At 64.2% G+C, this 22,961-nt stretch carries 16 protein-coding genes; 8 read left to right on the top strand and 8 right to left on the bottom strand.

Translation table 11 applies throughout. The annotated features are described in order from the left end of the window. Positions 1-18: 18 nt before the first annotated feature. Positions 19-798, bottom strand: a complete 780-nt coding sequence (locus tag N805_RS31330; protein WP_419198336.1) for a methyl-accepting chemotaxis protein — start codon at positions 796-798, stop codon at positions 19-21. 1,425 nt (positions 799-2,223) lie between these two features. Beyond that, on the bottom strand, positions 2,224-3,582 hold the full coding sequence (locus N805_RS19370; protein WP_019470504.1) for a diguanylate cyclase: 1,359 nt from the start codon (positions 3,580-3,582) through the stop codon (positions 2,224-2,226). 248 nt (positions 3,583-3,830) lie between these two features. Here N805_RS19370 and N805_RS19365 point away from each other — a divergent pair, with 248 nt between their 5' ends. Together N805_RS19365 and N805_RS19360 are read left to right on the top strand one after the other, a co-directional pair. Next, the gene (locus tag N805_RS19365; protein ID WP_016497859.1) at positions 3,831-4,898 is read left to right on the top strand and encodes a DUF2333 family protein; all 1,068 of its coding nucleotides are present in this window, start codon (positions 3,831-3,833) and stop codon (positions 4,896-4,898) included. A gap of 2 nt (positions 4,899-4,900) precedes the next feature. Further along, entirely contained in the window at positions 4,901-5,437 is a 537-nt protein-coding gene (locus N805_RS19360) for an NUDIX hydrolase (RefSeq protein WP_019470505.1), read from the top strand. On the opposite strand, the gene N805_RS19355 is transcribed toward N805_RS19360, so the two are convergent. Continuing rightward, positions 5,428-6,039 carry a transferase gene (locus tag N805_RS19355; RefSeq protein WP_019470506.1) on the bottom strand — a complete coding sequence of 204 codons (612 nt, stop codon included), beginning with the start codon at positions 6,037-6,039 and terminating at the stop codon, positions 5,428-5,430. The genes N805_RS19360 and N805_RS19355 overlap by 10 nt on opposite strands. 252 nt (positions 6,040-6,291) lie before the next feature. Here N805_RS19355 and N805_RS19350 point away from each other — a divergent pair, with 252 nt between their 5' ends. The 3 genes from N805_RS19350 to N805_RS19340 all read left to right on the top strand — a co-directional run bounded on the left by N805_RS19350 (position 6,292) and on the right by N805_RS19340 (position 9,392). After that, complete coding sequence (locus tag N805_RS19350) at positions 6,292-6,663, top strand: translation initiation factor Sui1 (protein ID WP_016497861.1); 372 nt, start codon at positions 6,292-6,294, stop codon at positions 6,661-6,663. Positions 6,664-6,814: 151 nt separating this feature from the next. Next, entirely contained in the window at positions 6,815-8,728 is a 1,914-nt protein-coding gene (gene speA / locus N805_RS19345) for an arginine decarboxylase (RefSeq protein WP_016497862.1), read from the top strand. Between the two features lie 208 nt (positions 8,729-8,936). Next, positions 8,937-9,392, top strand: a complete 456-nt coding sequence (locus N805_RS19340) for an REP-associated tyrosine transposase (protein WP_019470507.1) — start codon at positions 8,937-8,939, stop codon at positions 9,390-9,392. 73 nt (positions 9,393-9,465) lie between these two features. Here N805_RS19340 and N805_RS19335 read toward each other — a convergent pair whose 3' ends face one another. After that, on the bottom strand, positions 9,466-10,803 hold the full coding sequence (locus N805_RS19335) for an MATE family efflux transporter (RefSeq protein ID WP_019470508.1): 1,338 nt from the start codon (positions 10,801-10,803) through the stop codon (positions 9,466-9,468). A gap of 279 nt (positions 10,804-11,082) precedes the next feature. Between N805_RS19335 and N805_RS19330 the strand changes: the two genes are divergently transcribed. Next, a complete protein-coding gene (locus N805_RS19330) occupies positions 11,083-15,984 on the top strand; it encodes an alpha-2-macroglobulin family protein (RefSeq protein ID WP_019470381.1) in 4,902 nt (1,633 codons plus the stop codon). A 163-nt stretch (positions 15,985-16,147) separates the two neighbouring features. Here N805_RS19330 and N805_RS19325 read toward each other — a convergent pair whose 3' ends face one another. After that, entirely contained in the window at positions 16,148-16,441 is a 294-nt protein-coding gene (locus tag N805_RS19325) for a hypothetical protein (RefSeq protein WP_016497866.1), read from the bottom strand. A 77-nt stretch (positions 16,442-16,518) separates the two neighbouring features. Here N805_RS19325 and pbpC point away from each other — a divergent pair, with 77 nt between their 5' ends. Both pbpC and N805_RS19315 read left to right on the top strand, forming a co-directional pair. Then, complete coding sequence (gene pbpC / locus N805_RS19320) at positions 16,519-18,861, top strand: peptidoglycan glycosyltransferase PbpC (RefSeq protein ID WP_019470380.1); 2,343 nt, start codon at positions 16,519-16,521, stop codon at positions 18,859-18,861. Positions 18,862-18,953: 92 nt separating this feature from the next. Then, on the top strand, positions 18,954-20,600 hold the full coding sequence (locus N805_RS19315; RefSeq protein ID WP_019470379.1) for a ShlB/FhaC/HecB family hemolysin secretion/activation protein: 1,647 nt from the start codon (positions 18,954-18,956) through the stop codon (positions 20,598-20,600). Positions 20,601-20,740: 140 nt separating this feature from the next. On the opposite strand, the gene N805_RS19310 is transcribed toward N805_RS19315, so the two are convergent. From N805_RS19310 to N805_RS19300, 3 genes are all read right to left on the bottom strand, one after another. Further along, positions 20,741-21,517, bottom strand: coding sequence for a response regulator transcription factor (locus N805_RS19310; RefSeq protein ID WP_026034346.1), 777 nt, complete (start codon positions 21,515-21,517; stop codon positions 20,741-20,743). 119 nt (positions 21,518-21,636) lie between these two features. Continuing rightward, entirely contained in the window at positions 21,637-22,107 is a 471-nt protein-coding gene (locus N805_RS19305) for an A24 family peptidase (RefSeq protein WP_019470377.1), read from the bottom strand. Positions 22,108-22,385: 278 nt separating this feature from the next. After that, positions 22,386-22,955, bottom strand: coding sequence for a DUF4136 domain-containing protein (locus N805_RS19300; protein ID WP_019470376.1), 570 nt, complete (start codon positions 22,953-22,955; stop codon positions 22,386-22,388). Positions 22,956-22,961: the final 6 nt, after the last annotated feature.

Genomic DNA, 22,961 nt, shown 5'->3' with positions numbered 1-22,961 from the left:
GTTATCACGCATGCTTCCTTAAACCCTGAACGCCCGCACCGCCCGGTTCAGCTCACCGCCCAGGCTCAGCAACTGCTCGCCTTGCTCGCGCCCTTCACCAATGCGTTGCAGGTTGTCTTCGCCCAGCGCGTGAATCCGCTGGCTGTGGTCACGAATTTCACTCACCGCACCACTCTGCTGCGCCGTGACATCGGCAATACGCACCGCTGTGTCGGAGATGGTACGAATAGCACAGACAATTTCGTCCAGCGCGCCATCCGCGGCCTGAGCCTGGCTGGCCGTGGCCTCGGCATGCTCAAGCTGCGCACGCATGCCCGCCACCGAGCCTTTCGCCGCTTGCTGCAGGCGATCGATCAGTGCCTGAATCTCGGCGGTAGCCCCCGTGGTGCGCTGCGCCAGCGAACGCACTTCATCGGCCACCACGGCAAATCCACGGCCCATTTCACCTGCACGGGCCGCTTCGATCGCGGCGTTCAGCGCCAACAGGTTGGTCTGTTCGGCAATCGAACGGATCACTGTCAGCACCCCGCCGATGGTCGCCGACTCTTGCGACAATTGCTCGATCATGCGGGCGTTGCCTTGCACTTCATCGACCAGCTCGCGCAAGCCCGACAGGCTCTGGCCAATGACCGCCTGGCCCTGTTCCACTGCCCGCCCGGCATCGCGGCTGGCATCGGCGGCGGCGCTGGCGTCGCCCGCTACTTGCTGGATGGTCGCTTCCAGCTCACCCAGGGCATCGCGGATCTGCCCGGTATCGCGCGCCTGGCGCTCGGCGCCGTCGTGCAGGGCGGCGCTCATGCCGGCCAGGGCGTGGCTGCTGCCAGCCACCTGCTCGGCGTTGTGGCGGATGGTGCCGACCAGCTCCACCAGGTACTGGCGCAGGCGGTTGAGCGACGCCTGGATGTCGTGCAGTTCGCGGTTGGTCTTGCCCAGGGAGATGGCCTGGGCAAAGTCGCCCTCGGCCCAGCGCGACAGGGCCGGAGCCAGGCCGGTCAGGGTATGTGCCAGGCGCCGCTGCAAGGTGTCGATCAACAGAGCGATTAGCAGGATCAGGCCGATCATCAGGCCCTGGATGATGCGCACCTCAGCGGCGATCTCGGCATGTTCGCCGCGTACTTCGGGTTCCAGCGCGGCGATGGCCTGCTGCACCGCCTCCAGGCGCTGATGGGTGCTGGCGGCAAGGGCGACGCGGCGTTCGATCTGTTCGCGGGTGCGTTGCACTTCGGCCGGGTAGCGGCTGAGCAGGCTTTGCAGTTCACGCTTCAGGCCCACGGCAATGTCTTCCTGCTGGGCGCTGGCCTGGGTTTCCAGGCCCATCATGGCGGCAAAGTCGTCGGCACCGGATTCGGCTGTGCGGGTCACGCCCAGCAACGGCAAGTTGTCGATGGCCTGCGCCTGGGTGCGGATCAGTTGCAGTTCACGTTCTACTTCGTCGGCCAGCTCCGGGCGGCCGCTGCTGACCAGCTTGTCCCGTGCCAGCGACAGGCGCCCGAGGTGCACGCTGGCATCGAGCAACGGCAACAGGTAGCGGTTGGCGTCGGCGCTGCCGCTGTCGCGGGCGTAGCCGGCCAGTTGTTCGAAGTTGGCCCCCAGTTCTCGCTCGGCCTGCAGCAGCAGGGCTTGCGGATCGCCAGCCAGTTTACCGGCGGCCAGCAGTTCGTTGGCAGTGAAGGCCTGCAGGTTGTCGAGGCTGGGGCGCAGCTTGCCGGCCAGTTCTGTGGGCCACTCGTTCAGGCTGGCCTGTAATTGCTGGTTGGCCTCCATGGCGGCGGCATGGCGCAGGGCATCGCCATTGCCCAGGTAAGCCTGGATATTACGTGCTGCCTGGTTCTGGAACTGCTGGGACAGGCCCAGGTAGCGCTCCATCATCTGGTAGGGGCGCTCCAGGGCACGCTGCGACCACCACAGGGTGACGCCCAGGGCGAGACACACCGTTACCAGCAACAGGGTGTTGAAATTGGTCAGCCACTTCAGGCGCATAGCCGCGAACTTCCTGCGCAGGGTAGAGGTAGGCGCCTGAAGTTATTGCGATTCTGTGACGGGGTGATGACGACAGAGGCCTGGTGCCAGAAAAAAGTGGCACAGTGCCTCTATCGGTGTGACCTGCACTGGCCTATTCGCGGGCTCGCCCGCTCCCACAGGTTTACCTCCAGACTTGAGAAGAGTGAAATTCCGGTGGGAGCGGGCAAGCCCGCGAAGAGGCCGGCACGGTGAGTGCGAATCTCAAGGTTCCACACGAACGACGCAATTACGCCCCGCATGCTTGGCCCGGTACAGCGCCTCGTCAGCCGCACTGGCCATGGTCAGTGCATCCAGCACCTCATCCAGCTGCACCACCCCGGCACTGAAGGTGCACTGCAAATCCTGCGGCTGCGCCGGGTAGAGGATTTCTGCAAAGCGCCGGCGAATCTCGTCCAGCACCTTGTGCGCCGCGTCCAGCGCGGTGTTGGGCATGACAATGGCGAACTCTTCACCGCCATAGCGGCCGATGAAGTCGGTCTTGCGCAAGCGTTGCTTGAGGAACAGCGCCAGGCTCTTGATCACCCGGTCGCCCATGGGGTGGCCGTGGCGGTCGTTGATCTTCTTGAAATGGTCGATGTCGAGCATGGCAAAGCTCAACGGCTGCTGCTCGCGGCGGGCGCGGAAGCTGCAGTCCTCCAGCAGTTGCAGGATGTGAGTGTGGTTGTACAGCCCGGTCAGGCTGTCGCGCACCATGCGCGCCTTCAGGTGCCGGGCGCGGGCGGCGCGGTTGCGCACGGTGGTGATCAGGTGGCGTGAGCGAAACGGCTTGGTCAAAAAATCATCACCGCCTTCGCTCATGGCATCCAGCTGCTTGTCCAGGTCGTCTTCGGCAGACAGGTAGATGATCGGCACGCTCACATAGCGGTCGCTGTGGCGGATCACCTTGGCCAGCTCCGGGCCGGTGCAGGCAGGCATGTACAGGTCGAGGATGATCAGGTCGGGCTGGAAGTCGGCAAGCTCTGCCATGGTGCGGATCGGGTCGGTCAGGCTACGGGTGACCATGCCGGCGCTGGCCAGCACGCGCTCGGTGTGCAGGGCCTGGGTGCGTGAGTCGTCGATGATCAGCACGCGCAGCGGGTCGTGCGGGGTGGCGTTGGTCAGCAGTTCGACCTTTTCCAGCAGGCTGGACGCTTCCAGGCTACCGGTAAGAAAGTCCTGGCCACCCGCGCGCACGGCGGCAAGGCGGGTCGGGGTGTCGGCTTCGTGGTGGCTGAAGAACAACAGCGGAACAGGTAGCGCCAGCCCCTGCTGCACCTGGGCGGCCAGCACCAGGCCTTGGCCGGCACCGGTGAAGTCGACATCCATGATGATGGCTGAAGGCGGGTATTCGTTGATCGAGGCGAGAAACGCCACCGCGCTGGGGAGCGCTTGCACCACCAGTCCAAAGAACTCCAGTTGCTGGGCCAGGCGCTGGGCACGCTCATGGTCCTGCAGCAGGATGTACACCGGCTTGCGCAGGGGCGGCAGCAGCAGCTGGTCGAGCGGGTCGTCCTTGCGCAGGCCGCTACGCGTCACCTGTTGGGTGGGGCACTGCGGGCTCGGCTCAACTGCTTGGCTCATGTCCTGGCTACTTATAGGTTGGGATGTGCAGGGGCAATGATGGCTCTATGCTAGCAGCTCTTTGCAAATCCGGGACTGCCCTGTATCAACAAAGCGGCCAGAACGAATATTCAGTTACTGACTGATTGGTCGCTTATGCGTACGGTGGTGTCTGCTTTATAGTGCTGCCATGCGGGCTTGCCGTGGCACCCTGGCGCAGGCCTGTGGTCCAAGCCCTAGAACCGTCGTGACTGATTAAGGACAAAGCCATGCTGGACTGGAAAAACCGCGAGGCCAAAGCCGAGCCCCGTGAGCGTGTCGACGGCCGCGGCGCTGCCGCCCGTAGCTACCTTGGCGGCCTGTGGAGCCGTGCCCTGGGGACCCTGATCGGGTTGTACCTGCTGGTGTGCATCGGCCTGGGTTGGTACTGGAGCCAGGAGCCGGAGCTGTTCCCGGTGCAGCAAAATGCCCAGTCTGCCGCTGAGCGCGGTGGCCAGCAGATGGTGGTGGGCTACACCACCATCGAAACCCTCAAGACCGTGGCCGGTACCTTGCTGAACAAGCCAGGCGGCTACATCTCCAACGACCGCTTCCCGCCAGGGCTGTGGATGGACAACATGCCGAGCTGGGAATACGGCGTGCTGGTCCAGGTGCGCGACCTGTCCCGCGCCCTGCGCAAGGACTTCGCCCGCTCGCAGTCGCAGTCCACCGAAGACGCCGACCTGGCCAAGGCCGAGCCGCGCTTCAACTTCGACAACAAGAGCTGGATCCTGCCGTCGAGCGAGTCGGAGTTCGAAGAGGGCATCAAGTCGCTGAGCCGTTACCAGACCCGTCTGGCTGCCGGCGACAAGGGGGCGATCTTCTACACCCGCGCCGACAACCTGAACAACTGGCTGGGTGACGTGGCCACTCGCCTGGGCTCGCTGTCGCAGCGCCTGTCGGCCAGCGTTGGCCGGGTCAAGCTCAACACCACGCTGAAGACCGAGTCGGTCGTTGCCGGCCAGGCGCCGCAGGTGGACGAGGAGCTGGTGGAAACCCCATGGCTGCAGATCGACAACGTGTTCTACGAAGCCCGCGGCCAGGCCTGGGCGCTGTCGCACCTGCTGCGTGCCATCGAGGTGGACTTCGCCGACGTGTTGGCTAAGAAGAATGCCACCGTCAGCGTGCGTCAGATCATCCGTGAACTGGAGGCCTCGCAAGAGCCGCTGTGGAGCCCGATGGTGCTCAACGGCAGTGGCTTCGGCATGTGGGCCAACCACTCGCTGGTCATGGCCAACTACATTTCGCGGGCTAACGCTGCGGTTATCGACCTGCGTCAGCTGTTGTCGCAGGGTTGAACATGGCCATCAGCCCCAACGAGGCCGCCCACCGGGCGGCCTCTGACCGCGAGCTGGTTGCCTGGGTGGACGAAGCCGACCAGGTACTCGGCGCGTTGCCAAGGGCCGAGTTGCGTGAGCGTGGCCTGATCGGCCGGTGTACCTTCATTCTGCTGTTCAATGGCGCGGGGCAACTCTGCGTGCACCGGCGTACCCTGAGCAAGGCGCTATACCCGGGCCATTGGGATGTGGCGGCCGGTGGCATGGTGGGCGCGGGCGAGACGTACGCCGGCTCGGCGGCCCGCGAGCTGGCCGAGGAACTGGGCATCGAAGGCGTAGCGCTGCACTTTCATGAGCGGTTCTATTTCGACCAGCCGGACAACCGCCTGTGGTGCGCGGTGTATTCGGCGGTGTCCGATGCGCCTTTGCGGCTGCAGCCGGAAGAGGTGAGCGAAGCGCGTTTCGTCAGCCTCGCACAGGTCGAAGAAGACCGGCATCTTTTCCCCTATTGCCCTGATTCCCTGGCAGCGCTGGCGCGCTACAAGGCTGCTCAGTCGTAGGCAAACTGGTCGATGAGCCCCAGGCGTGGCACCCGTGTATCGGGCCAGAGCAATGCGCCAGGGGCGATGACCGCGTTCGCACCGATCTTGCAGCCATCGCCTATCAAGGCGCCGAATTTGCGCACCCCGGTGTCGAGGGTCGCCTGTGCATGGCGAATCCTGATAACGGCCCCATCCAGTTCATTGCGGTAGTTGGCGATGATTGCCCCAGCTTCGATATTGACGTTCGCCCCGATCAGCGAGTCGCCGACGAAGTTGAAGTGCGCCAGCTTGCTCGAGTGGAGCATGAAGCTGCTTTTTACCTCGCAGCTAGGCCCGACAATGCAATTGCTGCCGATGTAGACACCGCCTCGCAGATAGGCGCCTGCAGCCACGAAGGCCCCCGGGCCAACGATGATTGCCCCCTTCAGTACCGCTCCGGGCTCGACGACGGCGGTGTGGTGAATGGCACAATCACCCTGGCGCCGATACCCTGCCTCGAGGCGTGTCATCAGGGACAGGACCTGACTTTCACACGCCTGGGTCACTCCCCATGCGGTGGGCACGGCTACGCCAAGCGTGTACCAGTCGGCGATGAACGTACCGATTTGAGGTGTCGTCATGGGCCTTTCTCCTGGGTAAGGTGCGCCAGTTTGCATCAGCGCAGGGGCCGACAGGCGGCGAAGTCGCAAAACATTCGTAAAATGGCGCATTCCAGTACTTAGCAATTGCCTGATTTATCGTTACACTGCGCGCCCTTTTCGGGCTGCCGCAGGTCTTGCAGCAGTAGCGCCGCCCCTGCCAGAGTGGGGCTTCGCGGTCGGCCTCAACCCCAAGGCACGACCAGTTTTTGTCCTCAGCACAGAGGAACAAAAGTGGCCAAGAAAGCTTCTTCCTTTTCCGCCCTTGGCGGTCTCGTTTACTCCACCGACGCCGGTCGGCACTGCCCCGACTGTGGCCAGCCGGTGGATGCCTGCAGCTGCAAGCAGCAAATCATCCCCGAAGGCGACGGCATTGCCCGTGTGCGTCGTGAGAGCAAAGGCCGTGGCGGCAAGACCGTGACCACCGTCACCGGTGTGCCGCTGCCGCCCGACCAGCTCAAAGACCTGGCGACCACGCTGAAGCGCCGCTGCGGTACTGGCGGCGCTCTCAAGGACGGGGTTATCGAGATCCAGGGCGACCATGTCGAGCTGTTGATCGGCGAGCTGACCAAACAGGGTTTCAAGGCGAAAAAGTCCGGCGGCTGAGGCCATCGCGCGATTTTTTGCCCAGCGCTTTCTAAACTCGTTCCTGTGCTCAGGGTCTATGCCTGAGCACGGATGAATCGTCATTTACAGCTTTTACACTCGCTCCGCTGCCTGCGGGGCAGTGTCTTCGACTTATCTATAGGGGACTTGAATGTCCGTACGACGCACACGCAAAGACGATGGTAGCCAGTGGACCGTGGCCGACAGCCGCAGTGTTTATGGCATCCGCCATTGGGGCGCTGGTTATTTCGCCATCAATGAAGCCGGGCGCGTCGAAGTGCGCCCCAACGGCCCCGACAGCGCGCCGATCGACCTGTACGAGCAGGTTGACGAACTGCGCCAGAGCGGCCTGTCGCTGCCCTTGCTGGTGCGCTTCCCCGACATTCTGCAGGACCGCGTACGCCAGCTGACCGGTGCGTTCGATGCCAATATCGCGCGCCTGGAGTACCAGAGCCAGTACACCGCGCTGTACCCGATCAAGGTCAACCAGCAGGAAGCGGTGGTGGAAAACATCATCGCCACGCAAAACGTTTCCATCGGCCTGGAAGCCGGCTCCAAGCCCGAGCTGCTGGCCGTGCTGGCGCTGGCGCCGAAGGGCGGTACCATCGTCTGCAACGGCTACAAGGACCGGGAGTTCATTCGCCTGGCGCTGATGGGCCAGAAGCTTGGCCACAACGTATTTATCGTCATCGAGAAAGAGTCGGAAGTGGCTCTGGTGATCGACGAGGCCGCCGAGCTCAAGGTGAAGCCGCAGGTCGGCCTGCGCGTGCGCCTGTCGTCGCTGGCGTCCAGCAAATGGGCCGACACCGGTGGCGAGAAGTCCAAGTTCGGGTTGTCGGCTGCCCAGCTGATTTCGGTGGTACAGCGCTTCCGCGATGCCGGTCTGGACCAGGGCATCCGCTTGCTGCACTTCCACATGGGCTCGCAGATTGCCAACCTGGCCGACTACCAGCACGGCTTCAAGGAAGCCATCCGTTACTACGGCGAGCTGCGTGCGCTGGGCCTGCCGGTCGACCACATCGACGTCGGCGGCGGCCTGGGCGTGGACTACGACGGCACCCACTCGCGCAATGCCAGCTCGATCAACTACGACATGGACGACTACGCCGGCGTGGTGGTGGGCATGCTCAAGGAGTTCTGCGACGCGCAGGGCCTGCCGCACCCGCACATCTTCTCCGAGAGTGGCCGCTCGCTGACCGCGCACCACGCCATGCTGGTGATCCAGGTCACCGACGTCGAGAAGCACAACGACGACGTGCCCACCATCGAGAACAAGGAAGCCCTGCCCGAGACGGTGCAGTGGCTGGCCGACCTGCTTGGCCCGACCGACATCGAGATGGTGACCGAGACTTACTGGCGCGCCACCCACTACATGGGTGACGTGGCCGCGCAGTATGCCGATGGCAAGATCAGCCTGAGCGAGAAGGCCTTGGCCGAGCAGTGCTACTTTGCCGTGTGCCGCCGCCTGCATAACTCGCTGAAAGCCCGCCAGCGCTCGCATCGCCAGGTGCTGGACGAGCTGAACGACAAGCTGGCCGACAAGTACATCTGCAACTTCTCGGTGTTCCAGAGCCTGCCGGACACCTGGGCCATTGGCCAGGTGCTGCCGATCATCCCGCTGCACCGCCTGGACGAAGAGCCGCTGCGCCGCGCCGTACTGCAGGACCTGACCTGCGATTCGGACGGCAAGATCAACCAGTACGTCGACGAGCAGAGCATCGAGACCAGCATGCCGGTGCATGCGCTGAAGGACGGCGAGGACTACCTGCTGGGCGTGTTCCTGGTGGGTGCCTACCAGGAAATCCTGGGTGACATGCACAACCTGTTCGGTGACACCGACTCGGTGAACATCTACCAGAACGCCGACGGCAGCGTGTACCACGCGGGCATCGAGACCCACGACACCATCGAAGACATGCTGCGCTACGTGCACCTGTCGCCGGAGGAGTTGATGACCCACTACCGCGACAAGGTGGCCAGCGCCAAGATCACTGCGCGCGAGCGCACGCAATACCTGGATGCGTTGCGCCTGGGCTTGACCCGGTCTTCGTACCTGTCGTCGTAATTGCCGGGGCCGCTTTGCGGCCCATCGCGACACAATGCCGATCCTACAGAGACCGCGATATCACATTGGGTCGCGACCTCTTGTAGGAGCGGCCTTGCGTCGCGATCTGAGGGCGCAGCCCTCACCGCGTCATACGCGGTAATGATCCGCCTACGGTGCCCTTCATCGCCACACCTACCCTTGAACGCAATGTTCAAAGGAAGTAGACATGGATCGTCACGGCAATCACCGCTTGCGCCAAGGGCGCTTCTCGGAGCCAGGCAGGCTCTACCTGCTAACCACCATCACGCGCGATCGCGTTCCGTTGTTCAAGAACCTCTTGTTTGCGCGGACGCTAATCCAGCAGTTGCGCCTGAGCGATCATGAAGGGTGCTGCCGTTCTCTGGCTTGGGTCTTGATGCCGGATCATCTGCATTGGCTGATCGAACTGGGGCCAACCAGCTTGGGCAATCTCATGTGTGCCTTCAAGTCGCGAAGCAGCTGCGCGCTTTACCGTAAAGGCATTGATCGCCGACACATCTGGCAACCTGGCTTTTATGACCGGGCATTGCGCAAGGAAGAAGATGTAAAGGCCGCTGCCCGCTACATCATCGCCAACCCGATTCGGGCTGGCCTGGTCCGGCGAGCGGGCGAGTATCCGCATTGGGATTGTGTGTGGCTGTGAGTCAGCAGGTGAGGGCTTTGCCCTCATTTCGCGACACAAGGCCGCTCCTACAGTGGGCCGCGATACCAAGCCGTTACGCGATCCACTCACCCCTCTGCTGCAACCGCCACCCCACCCACCCCAGCGTCACCGCCCGCAACCCCATGAACCCGAGAAACGCCAACCACAACCCATGGTTGCCGAACCCGCTCATGGCCACCGCCACCGGCAGTGCAATCAGCACCGACACCAACATCGCATTGCGCATCTCCCGCGCCCGGGTCGCGCCTATGAACAGGCCGTCCAGCAGGTAACTCCACACTGCAATCAACGGCAGCAGCGCCAGGTAGGGCAAATATGGGTAGGCCGCCGCCCGCACACTGTCGATGTCGGTCTGCAAGTCGATGAACAGGTGCCCACCCAGCAGGAACAACCCGGCAAAGCCCAGGCTGGTGATCAGCGACCAGCCACAGGCCACCACCAGCGAGCGGCGCAGGGTGTCGCGGTCACGGGCACCAATGGCGTGGCCACACAGGGCCTCCACCGCATGCGCCAACCCGTCGAGTGCATAGGCAGTCAGCAACAGGCCGTTGAGCAGCAGGGCGTTGGCGGCCACTGTGGACTCGCCCAAGCGTGCGCCTTGTACGGTAATCAGCAGAAACACCAGTTGTAGCGCCAGGCTACGCAGGAAAATATCGCGGTTCACCGCCAGCAGCGGGCGCCAGGCCTGCCAGCGTTTGAGCGCCGCCCACGCCACTTGCCCCGGGTAGGCCCGCAGGGCCGGGCGGGTCAGGGCCAGGCCCAGCAGGGCGGCGCTCCACTCGGCGATCACCGATGCCCGCGCCGAACCCAGCACACCCCAATCCAGCCCCAGAACGAACCACAGGTTCAAGACGATGTTCAGCAGGTTGGTGGTCAGCAGGATGGCCAGCGGAGCCCGGGCGTTCTGGGTGCCCAGAAACCAGCCAACCAGCGCGTAGCTGGCCAGTGCTGCAGGCAGGCCAAGCAGGCGCGTGTGAAAGAAGTCTTCGGTGGATTGCTGCAGGGCTGCGCTGGGTTGCATCGCATGAAGTGCAAGCTGGCTGAACGGCAGAGCCAGCAGGCCGATCACAACAGCGAAACCGACTGCCAGCAGCAGCCCTTGTACCAGCACCTGGCGCAACGCCGCCCCGTCGTCACGGCCAGCAGCCTGGGCGGCGAAGCCGGTAGACCCCATGCGCAGGAAGCCCATCAGGCCGACCATGAAGGTGAACAACGTGGCGCCCACAGCCACGGCACCAAGTTGATGGGCGTGGGGGAGGTGGCCGATGACCGTGCTGTCGACCAGCGTCACCAGCGGCACGGAGATATTGGACAGGATCATCGGCGCGGCCAGCGCCCAGACCTTGTGGTGGGTGGGGCGGTGGCGCCAGTCGGCAGAGAGTTGGGACATTTGCATTCCATGAGACTTGGGGCCGCTGTGCGCCCCTTCGCGGGCTTGCCCGCTCCCACAGGAAAGTGTTGCTCTTGCGGACGGCGCCAAACCTGTGGGAGCGGGCAAGCCCGCGAAGGGTCGCACAGCGGCCCCCTTTAACAAATGCCACAGTGTAACGGCCAGGCAACCATTTAGCGCGACCATGGTCTCACTTGCCGCGCAACGCCCGGGTGCTGCACCTGACGTTGAGCTATAGTTGCTGCCCTCACGTACACGCTGCCTAAGAGTTCCTACTCCATGTTCAACAAAGGATTGTTGCTGGCCTGCGCGCTGGCTTTGCTCAGTGCCTGTGACTCTTCGACGCCGGACAAACCGGCGCCGGTCGAGAAACCCGTAGCTACAGCGCCCGTCGAAACCCAGGCGCCCAAGCGCGAAGACCCGGCTGTGCTCGCCAAGCGCTACGAGGGCCGCGAGCTTTCGGTGCTGGATGTTTCGGAAGTGCAGCTCGATGGCGCAGCAACGCTGTCGATCAGCTTCTCAGCACCGCTGGATGCCAAGCAGGACTTCGCCACCAAGGTGCACTTGGTCGATACCGTCAAGGGTAAGCTCGATGGCGCCTGGGAACTCTCCGACAACCAGATGGAGCTGCGCCTGCGCCACCTGGAGCCGCAGCGCAAGCTGGTGCTGACCGTCGACAAGGGCCTGCTCGCGGTCAACGGCAAGCAACTGGACAGTGAGTCGGTCACCCAGCTGGAAACCCGCGACATGCAACCGACCATCGGCTTTGCCAGCCGCGGTTCGCTGTTGCCCACGCGCCTGGCCGAAGGCCTGCCGGTGATTGCCCTGAACGTCGACAAGGTCGATGTCGAGTTCTTCCGGGTGAAGCCGGAAATGCTCTCGACCTTCCTGGCCAGCTGGGGGCGCAACAGCAGCCTGTACTACTACCAGTCCAAGGAAACCCTGGACATGGCCGAGCTGGTCTACAGCGGCCGCTTCGACCTCAACCCGGCCCGCAACACCCGCGAAACCGTGCTGCTGCCCATCGCCGGCATCAAGCCGCTGCAGGACCCGGGTGTGTACCTGGCGGTGATGCGTGCCTCGGGCACCTATGACTACTCGCAGCCAGCGACCCTGTTCACCCTCAGCGACATCGGCGTGTCGGCGCACCGCTACCGTGACCGCCTCGACGTGTTCGCCCAGGCGCTGGAAGGCGGCAAGGCGCTGAACGGCGTCAACCTCGAAATCCATGACGAGAAGGGCAAGCTGCTCGCCCAGGCCAGCACCGATGGCAAGGGCCACGCCCAGCTGCCGATCACGCCCAAAGCCGATACCCTGATCGCTACCCAAGGTGTGCACACCACCTTGCTGCGCCTGAACACCGCCGCCCTGGACCTGGCCGAATTCGACATCACCGGCCCCCAGGCCAACCCGTTGCAGTTTTTCATCTTCGGCCCGCGTGACCTGTACCGCCCAGGCGAAACCGTGCTGCTCAACGGCCTGCTGCGCGACCAGGACGGCAAGCCGGTCAAAGCCCAGCCGGTGAGCGTGGAAGTGCGTCGCCCGGATGAACAGGTAAGCCGCAAGTTCGTCTGGGAAGCCGACAGCAATGGCTTGTACCAATACCAGTTGCAACTGGCCACCGAGGCTCCGACTGGTCGCTGGCAACTGCTGCTCGACCTGGGCGGCGGGCGCAAGCAGGTGTATGAATTTCTGGTCGAAGACTTCCTGCCCGAGCGCCTGGCGCTGGAGCTGAAGGGCAGCAGCACGCCGCTGTCGCCGGAGGAGGATGCGCGCATTCAGGTCAATGGCCGTTATCTGTATGGCGCCCCGGCTGCCGGTAATCGCCTGAGTGGCCAGGCCTATGTGCGTCCCCTTCGCGAGGCGGTGCCTGCGCTGCCGGGCTACCAGTTTGGCTCGGTCACCGAAACCGAGCTGAACCAGGACCTGGAACTGGACGAGGTTACCCTCGACCAGGCTGGCAAGGCGGTGGTCGATATCGAAAGCCGCTGGGCCGAAGCCCGCTCGCCGCTGCAACTGACCGTGCAGGCCAGCCTGCAGGAGTCCGGTGGCCGGCCGATTACCCGGCGCCTGGAGCAACCGATCTGGCCAGCCGAGCGCCTGCCGGGCCTGCGTGGCCTGTTCGATGGCGAGGAAACCGATAGCGACGGGCCGGTGGAATTCGAGTTCCTGGTAGCCGACCGCGATGGCAACAAACTGGCGGCCAACGACCTCAAGGTGCGGTTGATCCGCGAGCGCCGCGACTACTACTGGAACTACTCGCAGAGCGACGGCTGGAGCTACGCCTACAACGAGAAATTCCTGACCCAGAACGAAGAGACGATCAGCGTCAAAGCGGGCTCCACCGCCAAGCTGAGCTTCCAGGTTGAATGGGGCCCGTACCGCGTCGAGGTGGAAGACCCGCAGACCGGTCTGGTGTCCAGCGAGCGCTTCTGGGCCGGCTACCGCGCCCAGGACAACGCCGAAGGCGGTGCCGTGCGCCCCGACCAGGTCAAGCTGGCGCTGGATAAACCGTCCTACGCCGACGGCGCCACGGCCAAGGTCACCATCACCCCGCCTGCCGCTGGCAGCGGCTACCTGATGATTGAATCCAGCGATGGCCCGCTGTGGTGGCAGGAGATCGAAGTGCCCGCCGAGGGCAAGACCTTCGATGTGCAACTGGACAAAGCCTGGGCCCGCCACGACCTGTACATCAGCACGCTGGTGATCCGCCCAGGTGAGCGCAAGGCCAACGCCACGCCCAAACGTTCGGTAGGCGTGCTGCACCTGCCACTGGACCGCGCCGAGCGCAAGTTGGCGGTGAGCCTGCAGGCGCCGGAGAAAATGCGCCCGAAACAGCCGCTGACCGTGAAGGTCAAGGCCGCGAATGCTGATGGCAGCGTGCCCAAGCAGGTGCATGTGCTGTTGTCGGCGGTGGATGTAGGCATCCTCAACATTACCGATTTCAAAACCCCCGACCCGTTTGCCAGCCTGTTCGGTCGCAAGGCCTATGGCGCCGACCAACTGGACATCTACGGCCAGCTGATCGAAGCCGGGCAGGGCCGCCTGGCCAGCCTGGCGTTTGGTGGTGATGCGGCGATGGCCAAGGGCGGCAAGCGCCCTAACACCACGGTCACCATCGTCGCCCAGCAGAGCCTGCCGGTGACCCTGGACGACAAGGGTGAGGGCCAGGCCACGGTTGACATCCCCGACTTCAACGGCGAACTGCGGCTGATGGCCCAGGCCTGGACTGAAGAACACTTCGGCATGGCCGAAGGCAAGACTGTGGTCGCCGCGCCGCTGATTGCCGAGCTTTCGGCCCCGCGCTTCCTGGCCGGAGGCGACCGCACCAGCCTGGCACTGGACTTGGCCAACCTGTCGGGCCGCGCCCAGCAGCTCAACGTTGAAATCACCACCGAAGGGCAGCTGAGCCTGGCGGCCAGCGCCGTGCAGAACGTTGCCCTGGCCGAAGGCCAGCGCTCGACGCTGATGATTCCGGTGCAGGCCCAGGGCGGCCTGGGGCAGGGCAAGGTGCATGTGCGCGTGACCGGCCTGGCGCTGCCGAACGAGCCGACCACTGCGTTCGAACGTGAGTGGACGCTGGGCGTGCGCCCGGCCTACCCGGCAATGCTTAAGCACTACCGCGTGGCCTTGAAGGATCAGCCATGGACCCTGCCCGAAGCAGACCTGGCCGCGTTCGAACCCGCTGGCCTGGAGGCCAGCCTGGCCTTGTCGAGCCGGCCGCCGTTGAACCTGGCCGAGCAGATCCGTGCGCTGGAGGCTTACCCTTACGGTTGCCTGGAGCAAACCACCAGCGGCTTGTATCCGTCGCTGTACGCCGATGCCGACAGCCTCAAGCGCCTGGGCATCAAGGGCGAGCCTGCAGATGTGCGCAAGCGCAAGATTGAAATGGGTATCGAGCACCTGTTGGGTATGCAGCGCTATAACGGCAGCTTTGGCCTGTGGAGTGCGGACAGCGAAGAAGAGTACTGGCTGACCGCCTACGTTACCGACTTCCTCTTGCGTGCCCGTGACCAGGGTTATGGCGTGCCGGCTGAAGCGCTGAAGAAGGCCAGCGAGCGCCTGCTGCGTTACCTGCAGGAGCGCAACCTGATCGAAGTCGACTACAGCGAAAACGCCGACCACACCCGCTTTGCCGTGCAGGCCTACGCAGCTTTGGTGCTGTCGCGCAGCCAGCAGGCGCCGTTGGGCGCGCTGCGTGGCCTGTTCGAGCGCCGCGCCGATGCCCGCTCCGGCTTGCCGTTGGTGCAACTGGCGGTGGCGCTGGACAAGATGGGCGACAAACCGCGTGCCGAGCAAGCCTTGCAGGCGGGCTTGGGTATCAGCCGTGGCAAAGGCTGGATGGCCGATTACGGCAGCGCCCTGCGTGACCAGGCATTGATCCTGGCGCTGCTGCAGGAAAGCAACCTGGCCAGCAGCCAGGTCGACCAGCGTTTGTTCGCCTTGTCGGATGAACTGGCGGCCAACCGCTGGCTGTCGACCCAGGAGCGCAATGCACTCTTCCTGGCCGGCCGTGGCCTGCTGGGCAAGCCGGAAGGCAAGTGGCAGGCGCGCCTGGACAGTGCGGGCGAGGTCCGCGAGTTCAACAATGCCGAGGCCGGCATGAAGCTGGAAGGCCCGTTGCTGGCCTCGCCGCTGAGCGTGCAGAACGAAGGCAGCGAGACGCTCTACCAGCAACTGACCTTGTCCGGTTACCCACGCCAGGCGCCTGCGGCCAGCGGCAACGGCATGCAGATTCGTCGTGAGTACCTGGGCATGAACGGCCAGCCGCTGGACCTGCACAACCTGCGCAGCGGCGACCTGGTGTTGGTGCACCTGGCGCTCAAGGCTGAAGACCGTGTGCCGGATGCGCTGGTGGTAGACCTGCTACCGGCAGGCCTGGAGCTGGAAAACCAGAACCTGGCGCAAAGCGCCGCCAGCCTGGACAACGCCAGCAGCGCCGTGAAGGAATGGCGCGAGTCGATGCAGAACGCCAGCGTGGTGCACCAGGAGTACCGTGATGACCGTTATGTTGCCGCGCTCAAGCTCGACAGCTACGGCACCACCCACCTGCTGTACCTGGCGCGGGCGGTGACCCCTGGCACTTACCGCGTGCCGCCGCCGCAGGTCGAGTCGATGTACCGGCCGAACCTGCAGGCTGTGGGGGATGGACAAGGTGAAATGACCGTAAAAGCCCGCTGAGGCGACGCGGTCTGTTGTAGGAGCGGCCTTGTGTCGCGATCGGGCCGCAAAGCGGCCCCAAACCTGAACGCGCGGAGCAGCTGTTATACCGCGTCGCCAGGTTTTGCGGCCGCTGCGCGCCCGATCGCGACGCAAGGCCGCTCCTACAGGAATGGCGCATTGCCTAGTGAATCACCCAGCTCATCACCCACAACCCCAGCACCAGCCAGATGATCCCGAGGATGATCGAGGCGCGCATGAACGCGCGGATTGCCGAGTACAGCAGCATCAGGCCGATGATCACGGCCAGGATGCTGATCAGCGAGGTGTCCGTGCCCAGGGTGCGCGCCAGGCCATCGATGAAATTGCCACCGGCATTGGCCAGCAGGTTGAACAGCCCGCTCAATGCGTCGACGATGAAGCGGATCACAGACCCCAGTGCCTGGCCCAGCCACTCGAAAAAACCTTCTACATGCATAGTTGCTTCCTGATGAACGAATTGGCGAGGTTGCCGTTCCCAAGCCTTTGGCCATTACCTGGCCAGGTCGGTTCCCGATGCCAAGCTTAGCGCGTGCGGGCAGGCTGTTGCGCGCCACGCTGGTTGGCCTGCTGCTGCTGTGCGGCCTGTTGTGGCTGGCTGACCGCCTGTGGCCGCTGCCGCTGCCCGGCGACGACCTGGCCCGGGTAGTGCTGGCCGAGGATGGCACGCCCTTGTGGCGCTTCGCCGATGCCGAAGGTGTGTGGCGCTACCCGGTCAGCCCGGACCAGGTTTCGCCGTTGTACCTGCAGGCCTTGCTGACCTACGAGGACCGCTGGTTCTACCACCACCCCGGGGTCAACCCGTTGGCCCTGGCACGTGCGGCCTGGCTGAACCTGCGGGGTGGGCGCGTGGTGTCGGGCGGCAGCACGCTGTCGATGCAGGTGGCACGGCTGCTAGACCCGCATGACCGCACCCTGGCCGGCAAGCTGCGCCAGCTGTGGCGTACGGCGCAGTTGGAGTGGCACCTGTCCAAGCGCGAGATCCTGCAGATCTACCTGGACCGCGCGCCCTTCGGCGGCACCTTGCAGGGTGTGGCCGCCGCCAGCTGGGCGTACTTGGGCAAATCGCCGATGCACCTGACCCCGGCCGAGGCCGCGCTGCTGGCGGTGCTGCCCCAGGCACCCAGCCGGCTGCGCCCGGATCGCCACCCAGAGCGTGCCCAGCGCGCCCGCGACAAGGTGCTGCAGCGCCTGGCCGAATACCAGGTGTGGCCTGCGCAGCAAATACGCGAGGCAGCCGAAGAGCCGCTGGTGCTGGCGCCACGCCAGGAGCCAGCCTTGGCGCCCTTGCTCGCCCGGCGCCTGAACAGCGCCGACAGCCCGCCGCTGATCCGCACCACGCTTGATGCAGCGTTGCAGCGGCGCCTCGAAGACTTGCTGCTGGGCTGGCGCGCGCGGCTGCCGGAGCGCACCTCTGCGGCCATCCTGGTGGTCGAGGCGCAAACCATGGCGGTGCGCGCCTACCTGGGTTCGATCGAACTGGCCGACGAGCGCCGCTTCGGGCACGTCGACATGGTGCGCTCGCTACGCTCACCCGGCTCCACGCTCAAGCCGTTTCTCTACGGCATGGCGCTGGACGATGGCCTGATCCATTCCGAGTCGTTGTTGCAGGATGTGCCACGCCGTTATGGCGACTACCGCCCCGGCAATTTCTCCATGGGCTTCAGCGGGCCGGTGTCGGCCAGCTCGGCGCTGGCCCTGTCACTCAACCTGCCGGCCGTGCAGTTGCTGGAGGCCTACGGCCCGAAACGCTTCGCCGCGCAACTGCGCATGGCGGGCATGCCACTGGTGTTGCCACCCTTGGCCGAGCCCAACCTGTCGTTGATCCTGGGCGGTGCGGGTAGCCGCCTGGAAGACCTGGTGGGTGGCTACGCGGCGCTGGCGCGAGGTGGCAACAGTGCACGGGTGCGCTTGCAGCCACAGGACCCGCTGGTGGAGCGCCGGCTGTTGTCACCGGGGGCGGCGTGGATCATCCGGCGCATCCTCAGCGGCCAGGCACGCCCTGACCGCGACCCGCATGCCGAACTGGTACAGCGCCCGCAACTGGCCTGGAAAACGGGCACCAGCTATGGCTTTCGCGATGCCTGGTCGATTGGCGTGGGCCCGCGCTACCTGATCGGCGTGTGGATCGGCCGCCCCGATGGTACGCCGGTACCCGGCCAGTTCGGCCTGGCCTCTGCGGCGCCGTTGATGCTGCAGGTGCACGACCTGCTGAGCAACCGCGACAGCCAGCGTGGCATCAGCGTACCAGTGGAGCGGGTGCCGGCGAATGTTGGTGTGGCGGCGATCTGCTGGCCGCTGGGCCAGCCGATGAGCAAACAGGACCCCAACTGCCGGCGCCAGCGTTTTGCCTGGACCCTGGATGGCACCACGCCACCGACGTTGCAAGCCGCCGACCAGCCGCTGGGCCTGGGCTTGCGCGAAAGCGTGTGGGTCAACGACCACGGGCTGCGTGTAGATGGCGGCTGCGCAGGCGCCAAGGCCCGCGACATCGCCTTGTGGCCGGCCCCGCTGGAACCTTGGCTGCCCCGCGTGGAGCGGCGCGCGGCGCGGCTGCCGGCCATCGACCCGGCCTGCCCGCCGCAGGTGCCGGCCAGCGCGCCGCCGCTGTCGATCGTGGGCGTGCGCCCGGGTGACAACCTGCGGCGCCCGGCTACCAGCAGCGAGCCGTTGCAACTGCATGTATCGGCCCTGGGCGGTGGTGGGCGGCGCTGGTGGTTCCTCAATGGCCAGCCACTGGGCGAGACACAAGGGCAGGACAGCCTGTTGGTGCGCTTGCCGCAGGCCGGGCAGGCCGAGCTCAGTGCGCTGGATGAAAGCGGCGAGACGGCGAGGGTGGCGTTCCAGGTCAGCGAGTAGGCGTTCGACGGCAGCCGGGCCAGCACCTACGCTTGCAAGTGACGGGTGTGACCGGCTGGTGCCCCGCAACCCATGGGAACATGGAGCGCCCTATGCGTCCTCTGGCCATGCCCTTGTTGTTGCTGCCTTGGGCGTTTGCGGCCCAGGCCGAGCCGTTGCCGGGCTTTCTTGACAGCCATGAATACGAACGGCGCCTGCCCCAGACTGATCTGCCGGTGGACACCTACCGCCCCGTCAGCCCCAACCTGCGCATGCCAGGGCCGAGTGCCGATAGCCTGGCCTGGGCGCCTGCGGATACGCGTATGGTCCTGCACAAGGTGCGGTTCGAAGGCGGGACGGTGTTCCCCTTGAGCGACTTGCGTGAGCACTACCAGCCGCTGATCGGGCACCACGTCACGCTAGGTGAGCTGCAGCAGTACACCGAGCGCCTGACCGAGCGCTACCGGCAGGAAGGATATTTGCTTTCCTACGCCTACCTGCCACCTCAGGACGTGGCTGATGGCCGGGTCAATGTGGTGCTGGTTGAAGGTTATATTCGGGATTATCGCGTAGACGGCGATATCGGCCCGGCCAGTGACTATTTGCAGCAGCTGCTGACGCAGCTGGAAGCCGAGCGCCCGCTGACCCGGGAGACGCTGGAGCGCTACCTGGGGCTCGCTGAACGTTTGCCGGGCGTTTCGATAGAGGCTGAGCTGGCGATGGCGCAAACTGCTGACGGTGCGGCCCGCTTGACCGTGCATGCGCGGCGCAAGCCGTTCGGCGCCACTGTAGTCGTGGCCGATTCCAATCGCGACGATCCGCAGGCGCTGCTCACGGCAACCAGCAATGCCCAGACCCGCTTTGCCGAACAGCTCAAGGCCAGCCTGTTGATGCCTGCGGGGGATGACCAGGAGCATTACCAGCGGCTGGACTACAGCCAGTACCTGGACGCTGCCGGTAGCCAACTGCTGCTGTCGGCTTCGCGCTACCGCAGTGAGCCGGGCACGCGCATACGCCTGGATGATGGCCGTGACATGACCCGCGAGCGCAACAGTGAACGTTATGCAGTGGGCCTGCGCCAGCCAGTGGTTGTCAGGCCGAACGAATGGATGGCCGTGCAAGGTCATTTGTACGCGGTCAGCGAGCACGTCGAAGACCAACTGGACGACTACGACACCAGTGTGCGCGCGCTTTCCTTCGAGGGTGACTGGCGCAAGGTGGAAGGCAGTCGCCTGCGCATTATCAGTGCCGGGGTCTATCAGGGGTTGGATTACCTGGGGGCGCGCAGCGGCGCCGACTACGACATGGACTTTCTGCGACTCAGGTTGTCTGGGCTGCAAAGTGACCCGCTGTCAGCGCGTTTTCAGGGCGTTGTGTCGGGTGCGTTGTACTGGAGTGACGACCGGCTACCCGACAGCGAACGGGCGGGCTTTGGTGGTCAGCATTTCGGCCGTGGCTACCCGCGTGACCAAGCAGATGGGGACAAGGGCTGGGGGGTGGCTTACGAGCTGAACTACAGCCTGCGAGGTAACGGGCTGGCCCTGGTTCAGCCCTATGCAGCAGTGGATGTGGCGCAGGCCTGGCATAACCGGGGCGCGGTGGAGGATGCGCACTTGGCTTCGGCGGCACTGGGTGTACGGTTGGGGGATGGGCGCTACGTCAACGTTGCGCTGGAGGTGGCGAAGCCTTTGGCGGATGTGGCGTTGGACAGCCTGGACCGCGCTCCCCGTTTTACCCTGAGTGTTGGGTTTCAAATGTAGGGGCGCTTTGCGCCCCTTTCGCGACACAAGGCCGCTCCCACAGGTCCACCGTTATCCTGAGGGTTGCGCGGTGCCTGTAGGAGCGGCCTTGTGTCGCGATGGGCTGCAAAGCAGCCCCCGGCAATCTCCAAGCAAACCCCTCAATGGGTAGTAAACCTCAGATGCACCGGCGACGAGCTGGGCGTCAGCGCCAATGCCAGCTGGGTACGGTTGTGCATGTGGGTCAAACGCAACACCTGAGACACGTACAACTTGACGGTGTTTTCGGTAATGCCCAGTTCACAGGCGATCTGGTAATTGGTCTTGCCCTTGCTCACCAGCCGGGCGACTTCCAGTTGGCGTGGTGACAGTTTCTCGAAGGCAGCTGGCAGCTCGTTTTCGGCCTCTTCCACATCGCTGGCACGCCGGTGGGTACCTAGGCCACGGGCTTTTTCCAGGTCCTGGTACAGCTCGTCCACCGAGTCGGCCAGATCCTGCAAACGCTGGTTCAATCCACCCAGATCACGGACGCTGCGCAAGCGCGACAGCAACGCCTCTTCCTGCCGGCGTACCCCTGCCAGCAGCTCATCAAGGTCCATCGGCTTCTGGTAGTAGTCGGCGAAGCCTTCGCGTAGCGCCCGGATCACGTCCTGCTTCTCGGCGCGCCCAGTCAACATGATGGCTTCGAATATGCGCTGGTTGCCGTTGATTTCTTTCAAAGCGCGCATCAGCTCGATGCCATCCCGATCCGGCATGTGCAGGTCACAGATGAGCAGACCGATGGCCGGGTCTGACACATAGTGCTTGATGGCTTCGTCGGTTGATTGGGCCGTTACGCAGACATAGCCCTTGGTTTCGAGGAATTCGCTTAGCTGTTCGACAATGACCGGTTGGTCATCAACCACCAACACTTTCACTTCACTCACTGGTCTGGACACGATCAACTCCCTGTTCTTATACGGCCCTGCTCCCGTGCCAGACGCTCTGGCAGCTTAAAAATAGTCGCACAAAGCGAATATGTACAAGACGTGTACAAGTTATCGGACCACTGGAAGGATTATTGGATCCATACGGCCGTTAGAAGAAAACCTGATAACACATAGGGTACGAACGCCTGTTTGTCGCCCATTTGTTCGGTCAGGGCCTGCAAACGCTTCTTCACCTTGGGATTGAGCAGGGTCCACAGGCGCCGACGGGTGAGCAGCCAGACCAGCACGCTGACACCGGCGCCGATGAAAGTGCCGAGCACATATTGCGGGCTGGTGGCCAGGGCCAGTGCGCCCATCAGCTTGACGTCGTCGGCACCGAAGCGGCCGAGCATGTAGCCGGGCAGTGTAAGCAGCATGACGATGGCCAGTGCCCAGCCGGCATCACTGGCATCGGCGCCGATCCAGCTGTGGCCGGTGGCGAACAGCCAGAACAGGGCGCCCGCAGCCACGCCCAAGGTCAGCAGATCGGATATCTGGCGTTGACGCACATCCTGTTCGGAGCACAAGGCAAGCCACAGCAGGAGAACAATGCTTTGCATTGGCAGGTCGCCTTTCCCAAATGTTGAACACATCTACCCGGTCAGTCAGGTTTCCTTAAGTGAAGATAGACAAGAACCTGCGCACGAGTGGCGCTGGAAAGGCAAAAAGGCGGTGTCGAAATGGATTTTGTCGCTCCTGACACCGCTCAGGTGGGGGCTACTGCCTTGCTCAACATTCAAAAGCTGGCACTGTCACTGTGGGAGCGGGCGCGCCCGCGAACACGGGCGAAGCCCGTCCCACAGGGGACTTCGATGCATGCAAAAGCCGCATTACAACCTTATTTCTTGCTACCCGGCGGGTAGTTGGCCAGCACCTGGCTTACGGTTTTGTGAATGGCGCTGTTGCGTTCTTCCGGGCTTGGCGGGTAGTTGTTCATGATTTGCTCGGCACTGCCGCGCCACACCAGCTTGCCGTCACGCCCGTCGAACATGTCGACCTGAATGGTGGCAACCTTGTAGTCGACACTGCGGGTCTCGTTATACATCGGGCCGCCCCAGTAGCCGCCCCAGTAGCCACCCCAGCCACCGCCATAGTTGGTGGTGATCTGTTGCTGGCGCTGTTCCACGATCAGGTACGTGCGCACCGTCAGGTCAGGCCGCGCGCCGCCTTGTACCGGGCGCAGGCCGCGCTGGTCGAGCTGGTCTGCCACCGCCTGGCGAATGCGCTGCTCGGTGAGGTCACTCTTGATCCGCGGATCATCCGGGCGGTACTGCAGGCCCGGCTCTCGCCACGCCCAGCTGCGGTAGGCGGCAAAATCACGGCTGGCATCGAAATCCTGCTGCACGTTATTGCTGGAGCAGGCGGCAAGCAGTAACGCGAATGACAGTAGAACGAGACGGCGCAACATGATGGT

The sequence above is a fragment of the Pseudomonas putida S13.1.2 genome (assembly GCF_000498395.2).
In the GTDB taxonomy this organism is placed as follows: domain Bacteria; phylum Pseudomonadota; class Gammaproteobacteria; order Pseudomonadales; family Pseudomonadaceae; genus Aquipseudomonas; species Aquipseudomonas putida_Q.
This window is presented reverse-complemented; position numbering and strand designations above follow the sequence as displayed.